This is a genomic window from Candidatus Neomarinimicrobiota bacterium, from assembly GCA_018647265.1.
Lineage (GTDB): Bacteria > Fidelibacterota > Marinisomatia > Marinisomatales > TCS55 > TCS55.
The window spans coordinates 1-11,698 of sequence record JABGTK010000167.1; the positions used below are offsets into that span (position 1 = coordinate 1).

An 11,698-nucleotide genomic window follows, 5' to 3' on the forward strand; every position below is an offset into this window, starting at 1 on the left:
GCATTATTGAATAAATATAGAATTGATATTTGGCTGGCCCAAAAAGTGACCACCGCAGCTAAGGGGCAATTGTGGATCTCAGTTATTGGATTTTTTGCGGTCACCAGTTTTCTTTCCATGTGGATGAGTAATACCTCAACCACGGCTATGATGCTACCTATTGCGATCGCCTTGGTAGATAAACAATATCCCCGAATGCGTGCCTATATTGTTTTAGGAACTGCATACGCAGCAAATATTGGTGGCCTTGCCACACCAGTTGGATCTCCACCAAACGGGATTGCTGTTTCTGCATTGGATATTGATTTCTTAACGTGGTTTAAAGTGGGGTTTCCTTCTACTATAATGATGTTTCCAATTGTCGTGATTGCTCTTTGGTTTGTCATCCGACCAGAAAAAAATGCGACTGTTAATCATCTTGGTGGCAAGGAGGGGTTAATTATGGCGTGGGATGCCAGAGCAATAGGAAGTGTTGCCTTATTTGTTTTTACCGTGATCTGTTGGATATTTTCAAGTCAGATTGGACATATGTTAGGTGTGAAGCAATTTGATCGAATGATTGCCATATTTATTACAGCTCTCGCTCCAATCCTTGGATTAATCACATGGAAAGATCTAGAGAAAAAAATTGAATGGGGCATCCTTTTATTATTTGGTGGCGGACTTTGTTTATCCGTTATTTTGAGTGAAACCGGAACATCCAAGTGGATTGCAACACAAATGATTCAAACGATTTCAGGATCCCCGGATTGGGTTGTAATAATGGCCAGTATAACACTGATGATTTTTTTAACAGAATTAGCGTCCAACACAGGTTCTGCAGCCATATTGATTCCGGTGATGATAGCCCTTTCTGATCAATTTAATCCTGCCATTACTTATTCATTGGTATTCGGTGTTGGTGTAGCTGCCACTTGTGCCTTTATGCTGCCTGTTGCTACACCGCCAAACGCACTAGCTTATGGTACGGGGATTATCACTCAGCGACAAATGCTAAAGGCAGGACTTATATTGAATATTTTTGGAATCATTGTTGTTTTCACTTCTGTAAGTCTATTTGCCTAAATGAAATTGCAACCATACTTTAAACTATTATTCACAGTTAATATGTTTTTATTGGCTGTTTTTATCGGGTGCGATGAACCAAAGGATGACCCCGATGAAATCAAGCCACCGATTATTGATACAACAAAGACAGATACCTTTCCAGCTTTAGGTAATGATGGTCCTTATCTTGCGGATTCTATTTATTATGGTCGAGAGGACTATGTGGAGTACCATGCAGGGAATATACCTATTATTCTGTCCGCACCCCACGGTGGTTGGATAATACCGGATGAAATTTCCGATCGAACGGGAGGCACGCTGGTAACGGATGTAAATACATACCAATTAACTAAAGTGGTCATGGATTCAATTACGGCTCGTTTTGGCGGAAAACCCCATGTAATTCTTTGTCGGATAAAACGTACGAAACTAGATGTTAATCGTGATAGTGTAGAAGCGGCCGAAGGGGATAAGTATGCCCTTAGAGCATGGCAGGAATATCATTATTATTTGGATGCGGCAAAAAAGACAATTTCAGATGAATTTGGCAGTGGTTTGGTTTTTGATATGCACGGTCACGGCGTAAATCCAGATGGATATTATGATTTACGGTCATGGCTTGGTTATTTGCTCAAGAGTTCAGAGTTGGATTATTCTGATGATAATTTAAATTCAAGTTATTATAAAAATAAAACCAGCATAAGGGCGTTAGCAGATTCTTCAACCTTTTCTTTTATTGATTTACTCAGGGGGAAAAGCAGTTTCGGATCCCTCATGGATAGCTTGGGTTATAAATGTGTGCCCAGCATCAATGATGTGAGTCCAAATGGTATGCGGTACTTTAGCGGTGGATATATTACCGATCGCCATGGTTCCTCTGGGGGTGGTACAATAAGTGCCATCCAATATGAGGCACCAAAGCCTAGCATTCGTGACAATGCGTATAATTGGTCAAAATTTGCCGGCGCAATGACAACGGCTGTAGGCAAATACTATAATCTTCACCTAAAACGAAATTTAAAATACTAATTATTCATTCTTTGAAATAATATTTTAGCAGCGCTTGGTGCCATGCCAAAATTAGAATGGCCTACATTTGGAACAGTTTGCAATGTCCAATTAAATTTCACACCTAATGAATCAGCCATTAAGTTGGCTCGATTGTAAAATGTATGACCCCTTTCAAACCGATGCTTTCCCTGGCGCATGGCTTCTTCTGTCTTTCTGAGAGAAGAAGCATTTGGATCTGTATCATTCTCTCCCAAAAGAATAACTAAATTTAGTCCAAATTTTCCTTTAATATTTTCTTCTATCATGGGTGAATCTTGGAACCCATATGGAAATACTTCGGTAAAATCTGTCATAGTGTACCATCCAGCATTGGCGGCAATAAATATTTTTGCATTGGTGGGATTTGTAAATAAGGCATAGCGGTGGACAAATTGAGATCCGGCTGAATGGCCATAAATTCCATATGTTTCGGAAGTAGTTACATTCTCAGATTTTAAATATTTAAATATAGGTTCGATGAGGGCAAAGGACCATTTCGCAGAATCTACGAGAACATTCCCATCGTACATACCACCTAAGTTATATCCTGAAGATCCCGGGAATCGATTCGCATCAATGTCAGGACATATAACCAAAAAATTGTATTCTCGTGCCGGGTCAACCCAATCGATACAATACCCCGAGGCATTTCGACTCGTACCATGCATTACAAATATTACTGTAATATCTTTTATTGTTGAATCAGGGAGATATGTATGGACTGTGATTGGTGTATCGGAAAGAGGTAAGTATTTATCAAATGTGAATTTTCCAACCCCTTGGGGAACTAGTCTTGTATTTGTATCAATTTCAGTTTCAGGTTCTCCTGGGTTTTTACTGCATGAGACGATTAATATCGTTAGAAAAAATAATTGATATTTATGGAAAGGAATTAATTGTAAAATATTTTTCATTTTGTTAAATTCTTGAGTGATAAGAAATATAATCATTGTATCTATCCCTAAAAAATTTAAAAATAAATAAATGAAACAGGTAATTGTTTATGAGTAATAATAAAAAAAGAATCGCCATTTTATGTCACGATGCCTTTAACTATATCTTGAATAAAACGGGTAATATGCTAATAAGATATCGCACGGATGAGGTTGTAGCTGTTATTGATAAAAGTAAAGTGGGCAAAACAGCTGAATTTGAATTGGGTTATGGTGGCAATATACCCGTTATGGAAAATTTTGAATCGTGTAACGGTATAAAACCGGATACACTTGTAATTGGGAATGCCTCACAAGGTGGATTTATCAGCGATGTTTACCGAAAAGAAGTGGTGGCCGCCATACAGTCTGGTTGTGATATTATAAGTGGGATGCACCAATTCCTTGGGGACGATGCTGAATTATCAGGATTGGCCCAACAATATGGCGTAACTCTTACAGATTTGAGGCGACCGCCAAGTCCACCTAACTTTTCAAAAGGGTCTTGGCGAACACGGCAAGTTCCCGTATTGCTTATTGTTGGTACGGACTGCGATACTGGCAAAATGACCACTGGCTGGGAGATAACACAGCGTTTAAAAAATCAAGGACGGAAAGTAGAATTCATCGGAACAGGGCAAACGGGTATTTTGCTCAGTGGTGCCGGCGTACCTATTGATGCTGTTACAGCAGATTTTATGGCGGGTGAGATTGAGCACGTCATTGATAAATGTGCGGATAATACTGAGCTGATTATAGTAGAGGGGCAAGGTTCTCTAACTAATCAATATTATGCTGGAGTAACACTTGGCTTACTCCATGGCGCTATGCCGGACTACATGATTATGACCCATGATCCCGGTCGTAAGGATGATGTGACCGATCTTCCTATCGCATCCATGAGTTTAGTAATGCAGCTTCATATTGATCTTATGAAAAACTTTAAAGAATCAAAATTTCTTGGTATTAATTTATTGACCTTCAAATTATCAGAAGAAGCAGCCAAAGCTGAAATTAGTAAAACAGAAAATGAATATGGGATTGCCACAACAGATTTAGTTCGATTTGGTGATTTACATTTTATAGATGCAATTGAGAAAGAATTGAATTGATGAAAAAAATATACTTTTCAACCATTTTGTTATTGTTCGGATGTACCCATCCTGCCACTACCTCTGAACTCGGGTACTCAGAATCAAGGCAAAAAATACGACAGTCTGAAAACGGTGTAGTTGTTACAGGTCATCCCTTGGCAACAAATGCCGGGGTTGAAATGTTGTCGAAAGGCGGGAATGCCGTTGATGCTGCAATAGCAGCAGCGTTTACGTTGGCGGTTGTGGAGCCCTCCATGAGTGGCATTGGCGGTAGAACTCAAATACTAATCTATTCTCCTGAAACTGGTTTTCATGGTATCGATGGTACTACAGCCGCACCTAGCGATTACGATTATGAGAATGCGCCCAAAAAACGTTATGGGTACCCCAGCATTGGCATCCCGGGCGTTGTAAAAGGATTAACCAAAGCATTATCTGAATATGGATCACTTTCACGGGTTGCAGTGATGAATCCGGCCATAGAAATTGCGGACAAAGGTCATGCCTTAATCAAAGGTGAATCTATTCGCCAAGGGAAGGTAAATAAAGAATTAAATGAATTTGAAGGGTCACGCCAGCATTTTTTAAACAAGGATGGTTCTCCAATGGTGCCAGGTGAATGGTTTGAGCAAAAGGACTTAGCTAAAGTTCTTCGTGCAATCGCTTTTGACGGTCCTGATGTATTTTATAGTGGTTGGATTGCTGAAAAAATTGTTGCGGACAATCAGTCCAACGGTGGTGTTTTGAGTATGAAAGCATTGGCGGAATACGAAGCAGAGGATTCTCACATCGTTAAAGGGTCTTACCGTGGCCATGACCTCACAGCGCTCTGGATGCCATCTTTCGGTGCGATTACAATTGAGGCGCTACAAGTACTTGAATCTCTTTCTGACAATTTATCCAACGATCAAGTATGGGGGGAGAATGTGTACCATGCAATTGAGGCGGCTTATTTAGACCGTAGAGAACAGAAATCGTTATCTGACGCAGATCGGCTCACCTCTAAAGATTGGGCTCAAAAGCGGGCGGCAGAAGTCCATAATGAACAAGCATTTGTAGATTGGAACAGGCTCCCTGAATCATACACGGCTCCCATGGGCCACACAACCCATTTGACGGTGGTGGATAAAAACGGTATGATTGTTTCTTTAACCCAAACGGTTGGAACAATTATGGGCTCTAAAGTGGCAACCCCGGGACTTGGCTTTATCTACGCACAAACATTGGGTGGCTATTTAGGCGAAGTGAAGGGAGGCGATAGAGCCCCATCTCATATTTCGCCAATTATTGTTTCGAAAGAGGGAAAGCCAGTTTTGGCACTAGGTGCCGCTGGTGGTACAAGAATTCCATCGTCTATCGTTGCGGTAATTAGTCGCGTTATTGACCAAGACTATTCATTGGAAAAAGCAATGGCACTTCCAAGAGTTCAGCCAACTAAAAATGGTTTAGATATAGAATTTACAAAGCATGCTGGATGGTCAGAATCTGACAGCAGTTATTTTGCCGGTTTTGGACATGAAGTAACGGTACAACGTCAGATAGGTAAGTTTGGAAGGGTACATGCGGTAATAAAAAATAAAAATGGAAATGGGTGGATTGGGGTTGCAGATCCCGATTGGGAAGGGAGTGCCGGTTCGCCTAGATAATTATGAATTTATCCTTTACCACATTCCGTATTAATTGTACCCATCCGTTTGGAATATCCCGTAGTTCACATGACTATTATGATATTGTATATGTTTATCTCGAAGGAGATGGTATTGTCGGTCGGGGAGAGGCTGCCCCCTCCGGTCGCTATAATGAACTGACATCAGATATTTTAACAGTTTTGGAATTGGGTATTCAAGTACCGAATGCAATGGACGATCCGATGGTGTTCTCGATGGCAGTTTTGAGTCAAGCTAATGGAATCCACGCATTGGAGGTGGCATTGTCTATGGCTATCCTGGATTGGTGGTGCCAAAAAGAAGGTATGCCATTATATAAATATTTAGGTGCCGACCCTACAAAAACACCCAAAACGTCATTTACTATTTCTATTGGAGATATGGGCATTATTCCAGAAAAAGTTGCAGAAGCAATTCCCTATCATATACTAAAAATAAAATTGGGTATGGGCGAGAAGAAGGATAAGGCAATAATGAATGCAATTCGAGTAGAAACGGATACCTTGATCCGTGTTGATGCCAACGAAGGTTGGGATCTGGAGACGGGGATTGAAATGTGCCGATGGTTGGCGGATCGGAATGTGGAATTTGTGGAGCAGCCATTTAAATCAACAAATTTAAAAGATACGGCTGAGCTTCGAAAAAAATCACCCTTACCTTTGATTGCCGATGAGAATAGTCTGAATTCAAGCGATATTCCTGGGATTGAAGGTGTATTTGACGGCATTAATATAAAATTGATGAAATGTGGTAGCTTTTTTGAAGGACTTAAAATGGTAAAAATGGCTCGTGAAAGGGATATGCAGATTATGCTCGGATGCATGATCGAATCTTCCGTGGGTATCACCGCCGCCGCACATTTATCTCCCCTGGTGGACTATGCCGATTTGGATGGAAACTTGCTCATTAATAATGATCCATATCGCGGCGTTTTGGTAGAAAATGGAAAGTTGGTTTTACCCAAAGGAAATGGGTTGGGGGTTTCATTGAATTCTAATGCATCAGATTTAATTTAATAGTAGAGACGCATAGCCACGCATCTTTACATTTTACTGTGAAAATACTCGGCATAGAGCATATCGGGATTGCTGTAAACAGCATAGACAAGGATGCGCCTTTTTGGAAGCATGTACTCAATATACCCCATAGGCGTACAGAAGTTGTGTCAGACCAAGGTGTCACTACGGATATCTATGATACGGGTCAGGGGAAAGTTGAACTATTAGAAGCCCTTGGTGCCGATACACCCATCGGCAAGTATTTAGAAAAAAGAGGCCCTGGTGTGCATCATGTATGCTTTGAAGTAGATAATATAACTAAAGCAATACAAGAACTTAAAGAGTCAAAAATTCAAGTGTTATCTAATAGTCCAACCACAGGTGCCGAAGGATATAAAGTGGTGTTTATTCATCCCAAAAGCACGGGCGGTGTTTTGGTGGAATTGGCGGAAAAACCAAAATAAATGATGTGCGATGATGCGCGTTAGCGAATCATTTCAATCCTTCTAAAATTATTCTTCTAGTTTTTCCACTGTTTCCTGGATGAATTTCCAAGACTCTTTTAAATGATTCAACGTGGTGGTGGCTTGTCCCACCGAAAAGCGAATTACGAACTTATCATTCAATTTCGTATGAGTTAAGTACAACCGACCGCTTTCATTCAAAATATGTAATAATCTTTCGTTGAATGCATCTCCCTTATTGTGACGGAAACAAATCAAATTCAACGGTGCCGGTGCCATTAGTTCAAACTGATTATCTGCTTCGATCCATGATTTCAATTTTTGCGTATTTTCCACATGTCCTCTAATAAATGTCTGCAATCCTTGCACACCATAATAATTAATTACATGCCACAATTTCAGTGCACGAAACCGTCGACCGAGAGGAATTCCCCAATCACGATAGTTAATTACCATCTCGGAATCAGTATCTTTGTTCTTCAAGTACTCCGGTAAAATGGATAAAGAATCAATTAATACTTTTCTATTGGCTACATAAAAAACACTGCAGTCAAAACTGGTGAGCATCCATTTGTGGGGATTAAATGTATAACTGTCTGCATATTCCAATCCGTCGTGTATAAAACGAAATTCAGGACATAAAGCGGCTGGTCCGGCTAAGGCAGCATCTACGTGGAGCCATATGTTGAATTCTATACAAATTTTTCCGATATCTTCAATGGGATCCAATGCGGTGCTGGATGTGGTCCCGACAGTTGCACATACAAATGCGGGGATGAACCCATTGGAAATATCGATTTCAATGGATTTTCTCAAGTGTTTTGGATTCATGGCAAAAGAGTCATCCACCTTTATCAGGCGAAGGCTGTCTTTACCAATTCCTGCTATTTTTACGGCCTTTTCTATGGATGAGTGTGCCTGAGAAGAGGTGTAGGCTGTTAATCGCTGATTACCACCGTTTTTATTTGTTTGTCCATTGGATGCCTTTTCTCGCGCCGCAATTAATGCCACGAGGCTGGAGCTGGATGCCGTATCCTGCAAAACACCTCCTCCGGTAGAATTGGATTTAAATTTATTCGGTAAGTCCATCATATCCACAAGCCAATCTAATACATGGGTTTCTACTTCGGTGCAAGAAGGGCTGGTGGTCCAATTCATGCCATTAATGCCCAAACCTGTAGAAATAAGATCCCCAAGAATGGCGGGACCACTGGTGGCACAAGGGAAGAATCCATGAAAATTGGGCGATTGCCAATGGGTGATCCCCGGCATAAAATGATTCATGTCCGCAAGAATTTCATCGTATGGCCGTCCTTTTTGCGGTGCGAAGTCCGAGAGTGTTGAACGAATATCTCCAGGTTGTGCCTGTGAGAGCACAGGATAGTCTTCAATATTGTCATAATAATCGGCAATCCAGTCAATAACTGCATGGCCTTGTTTTCGAAATTCATCTGTTGTCATGTGAAGATTTGAATGTTTATTCATTTTATTCCTTAAAGAATATGTTTTTATTTCAGTTCGAATTTAGATTTGACCATGGTAAATCTGAAAGATATTGTAGCGGCACACGATCGAATCCGTCCATTTATTCATCACACGCCGGTTTTGACCAATAAAAGTCTGGATAAACTTACTGGTGCGAACCTCTTTTTTAAGTGTGAAAATTTTCAAAAAGCCGGTTCCTTTAAGATTCGTGGTGCCACAAATACAGTGGAATTGTTATCACAAGATGAATTGGGTCAAGGGGTAGCTACCACTTCTTCGGGGAATCATGGTGCGGCACTTTCTATGGCAGTGACGCGAAGAGGCGGAAAAACCAAAGTGGTCATGCCCAAAAATACACCCAAGATCAAAGTAAACAATGTAGAAAGAAACGGGGGAGAAGTGGTGTGGTGTGATCCAGATCAACCATCCCGTGAAAAGGTTTTAGCCGATCTTGTAGATAAAACGGGTGCAACCGTTGTGCACCCTTATAATGATGAACGGATTGTGGCAGGACAGGGGACGTGCGCTAAAGAATTGTTGGAAGACTATCCGGACTTGGATATGATTGTTTCTCCTGTTAGTGGGGGCGGATTATTAAGCGGTACATTGTTATCGGCAAAAGGGATTAAACCGGGAATTAAAGTATTTGGTGCTGAACCTTCTGAAGCAGATGATGCTTACCGTTCTCTCCAAAAGGGGGATATTGTAGATAATGAAACCATTAATACAATCTGCGATGGACTGAGAGCACAGATTGGCACAATTACTTTTCCCATTATCCAAAAACATGTGGATGGTATCATTACGGTAAATGAAGCGGAGATTGTTGAAGCGATGAAAATGATTTGGGAGCGAATGAAAATTATTGTTGAACCATCCAGCGCAATTACGTTGGGTGCCCTTTTGAAATCTAAGAAGATTTTCAAAGGAAAAAGAGTGGGGATAATCATCTCCGGAGGGAATGTGGATTTGGAGCATTTGCCATGGTGAAACGAACTATTGTCTTTATTTTATTTGTGGGAAATGTCTTTGCCCAGCAATCGGATCTCAATTTTATTTTCGACCAAAAAGCGAATGCCCAATCAGCCATTGAATTGACACGAATAGACACAACTGATATTGGCGCCGTAATCTACGCTTATCAATCCCAGATCGAATATGCTCTCACGTGGCGATCCATCGCCATTAATACTTATGAATCATTTAGCAATAAAAAGGTTCTTCAGGCGGCGGATTTGAATTATCTAAACTATGCCATTGAGCAGTATAAAAATATGCGTTCTATCCTGTTTGAAGGAATCGCCCGTTATGCGCCACTTACCAACGAAACAGTTTCATTAAAGTTATATGATAAGAAACCGTCCCAATTTTATCATAAGAAAAAGATTCGCGCTTTATGGGGCGGTCCACCCCAGGAGATAATGTTGGTGAACCCCAATGATGAGGCAGGCCAATCGGTGATTAAGCAATTGAAATTGGGATTAGTTTTCGGCTTGTTGCTTTATGACAATTATCTGGTAGCTATGGCTCCTTTTGAGAAAAATGAAAAATTGCGATTTATTCTAAATGAAACCGGCATTCAGTCAGAAAACCGCGGCTATTTAACAGAGGTTTCAGAAAGTTATACCGATACCAAAAAAATGGGGCGAATGATCCGAGCGGTTAAATTTATTTACCAAGAATCCAAATGGGAATTGCGAAATCCCAATGCTCCTTTCGTGAAAGATGATCCTGATAATTATTATCTGAATCAACTCATTTTGGGTAGCCTTTCATTTCGAGAAATGATCCAAATGGAAGAAAACGATTTGGGGCCGAAATTCAAATTTAACCGCATGAATGTGATTAATAATAAACTGTCAGATAGGATTCGCAAGATCAGCAATAATGCCGCTGAACAAGTGAGCAAAATGTTCGGAAATACTGCGGGGATGATTGTAACGCGCAACGGTATCATGGCTGAACTTCCCAAAAATGAAGAAAGGAAAATCACTCTTCAAATGGCGCCCATGGATATCCTTCTAGAAAAAGCACCATTTCGTCTGACGGACTATTTTATTCCAGGATATTGGTGTCACGTGGGAATTTGGACGGGTAGTGAGGCAGAATTAAAAGCGCTGGATGTCTGGGATGACCTACCCAAATTACACAACGATGCGGTTGAGAAGTATGGATATTCCGGTTCTGATTTTCAAACAGCCATTCGTACTGGGCATCAGATCATAGAAGCGTTAAGGCCAGGCGTTCAGATCAATACGTTCCAACATTTTTTGAATATCGATGATTTAGGGGTGATTCGATTTAAAGGACAATCGGATGAGCAGAAAAAAGCATATTTATTAAACGCTTTTCGACAGATTGGTAAAAATTACGATTTCAGTTTTGATGTAGAATCCACCGAAGAAATCGTTTGTTCTGAATTGGTTTATGTGGCTTTCGATGATTTGGTGTGGGATACGAGTAAATCATTGGGGCGGTATACCATCTCTCCGGATCAAGTGGCACGGAAATTAGCTGACGAGAGTTTTGAACCAGTTTTGTTATTTTTGAATGGGAGATCGGTAGATGGTGATTTGAGAAAAAAGTTTAATTCATTGTTAGAGTAGAGACATCCCAACTTGGTGGGGTGTCTCTACAATAAAAACTATATCTGAACAAAATATAAAAAGTTATACATTTAGTAGAATGAAATACTAATTAATCATAACCATTTTATGCGCTATCAATATATCATGGGGGCAATTTGGTGGATTAAAGGAAATTGATCCATTTGCAATTTATAAAATGACTAATGGTAAAATCATTCCACCCGAGGAAGCGATTCGATTAACTGTTGTAGAAAGTTATAGTGCGATTACAAGTATGGATGATGATGGTTCAAACAAGACCGTTTTGATTTATAAATCCTATAATGATCTAAAAGGATATTTCTCTGATGACGTGATTTCCCAAATGAAAAAA

11 protein-coding genes are annotated in these 11,698 nt (G+C 40.3%); 9 read left to right on the top strand and 2 right to left on the bottom strand.

What is annotated here, in order from left to right; genetic code table 11:
- Window positions 1-1,065: DASS family sodium-coupled anion symporter (locus HN459_09850; protein MBT3479743.1), on the top strand; the 1,065-nt coding region annotated here is incomplete at its 5' end.
- A complete protein-coding gene (locus tag HN459_09855; GenBank protein ID MBT3479744.1) occupies window positions 1,066-2,076 on the top strand; it encodes a hypothetical protein in 1,011 nt (336 codons plus the stop codon).
- Here the strand turns inward: HN459_09855 and HN459_09860 are convergent.
- Window positions 2,073-3,011, bottom strand: a complete 939-nt coding sequence (locus HN459_09860; protein ID MBT3479745.1) for an alpha/beta hydrolase — start codon at window positions 3,009-3,011, stop codon at window positions 2,073-2,075. The two genes, HN459_09855 and HN459_09860, sit on opposite strands and share 4 nt — an antisense overlap.
- A gap of 89 nt (window positions 3,012-3,100) precedes the next feature.
- On the opposite strand from HN459_09860, the gene HN459_09865 reads away from it, so the two are divergent.
- From HN459_09865 to mce, 4 genes are read left to right on the top strand one after another with little or no spacing between them, the layout of a single operon-like run.
- A complete protein-coding gene (locus HN459_09865; protein ID MBT3479746.1) occupies window positions 3,101-4,141 on the top strand; it encodes a DUF1611 domain-containing protein in 1,041 nt (346 codons plus the stop codon).
- Window positions 4,141-5,769 (top strand): hypothetical protein, encoded by a 1,629-nt coding sequence (locus HN459_09870; GenBank protein ID MBT3479747.1) that lies wholly within the window; start codon window positions 4,141-4,143, stop codon window positions 5,767-5,769. The genes HN459_09865 and HN459_09870 overlap by 1 nt, the downstream gene beginning before the upstream one ends.
- A 2-nt stretch (window positions 5,770-5,771) precedes the next feature.
- Window positions 5,772-6,806, top strand: coding sequence for a dipeptide epimerase (locus tag HN459_09875; GenBank protein ID MBT3479748.1), 1,035 nt, complete (start codon window positions 5,772-5,774; stop codon window positions 6,804-6,806).
- Window positions 6,807-6,844: 38 nt separating this feature from the next.
- Window positions 6,845-7,252: a methylmalonyl-CoA epimerase gene (gene mce, locus HN459_09880; protein MBT3479749.1), complete on the top strand. Its 408-nt coding sequence runs from the start codon at window positions 6,845-6,847 to the stop codon at window positions 7,250-7,252.
- A gap of 48 nt (window positions 7,253-7,300) precedes the next feature.
- Here the strand turns inward: mce and HN459_09885 are convergent, their stop codons facing one another.
- A complete protein-coding gene (locus HN459_09885; GenBank protein ID MBT3479750.1) occupies window positions 7,301-8,737 on the bottom strand; it encodes an aspartate aminotransferase family protein in 1,437 nt (478 codons plus the stop codon).
- A 51-nt stretch (window positions 8,738-8,788) separates the two neighbouring features.
- Here HN459_09885 and HN459_09890 point away from each other — a divergent pair, with 51 nt between their 5' ends.
- The 3 genes from HN459_09890 to HN459_09900 form a co-directional block, all read left to right on the top strand.
- Window positions 8,789-9,727, top strand: a complete 939-nt coding sequence (locus tag HN459_09890) for a pyridoxal-phosphate dependent enzyme (GenBank protein ID MBT3479751.1) — start codon at window positions 8,789-8,791, stop codon at window positions 9,725-9,727.
- A complete protein-coding gene (locus tag HN459_09895; protein ID MBT3479752.1) occupies window positions 9,721-11,343 on the top strand; it encodes a hypothetical protein in 1,623 nt (540 codons plus the stop codon). Before HN459_09890 ends, HN459_09895 begins: the two co-directional genes overlap by 7 nt.
- Before the next feature lie 178 nt (window positions 11,344-11,521).
- Window positions 11,522-11,698, top strand: a 177-nt coding sequence (locus HN459_09900) for a hypothetical protein (GenBank protein ID MBT3479753.1), incomplete at its 3' end; no start/stop codon positions are given.

Excerpts from the sequence above, each read along its gene's own strand:
- HN459_09885 (MBT3479750.1), bottom strand. The coding sequence starts at position 8,737 with ATGAATAAACATTCAAATCTTCACATGACAACAGATGAATTTCGAAAA.
- HN459_09870 (MBT3479747.1), top strand. The coding sequence starts at position 4,141 with ATGAAAAAAATATACTTTTCAACCATTTTGTTATTGTTCGGATGTACC.
- HN459_09890 (MBT3479751.1), top strand. The coding sequence starts at position 8,789 with ATGGTAAATCTGAAAGATATTGTAGCGGCACACGATCGAATCCGTCCA.
- HN459_09895 (MBT3479752.1), top strand. The coding sequence starts at position 9,721 with ATGGTGAAACGAACTATTGTCTTTATTTTATTTGTGGGAAATGTCTTT.
- HN459_09855 (MBT3479744.1), top strand. The coding sequence starts at position 1,066 with ATGAAATTGCAACCATACTTTAAACTATTATTCACAGTTAATATGTTT.
- HN459_09860 (MBT3479745.1), bottom strand. The coding sequence starts at position 3,011 with ATGAAAAATATTTTACAATTAATTCCTTTCCATAAATATCAATTATTT.
- HN459_09865 (MBT3479746.1), top strand. The coding sequence starts at position 3,101 with ATGAGTAATAATAAAAAAAGAATCGCCATTTTATGTCACGATGCCTTT.
- HN459_09875 (MBT3479748.1), top strand. The coding sequence starts at position 5,772 with ATGAATTTATCCTTTACCACATTCCGTATTAATTGTACCCATCCGTTT.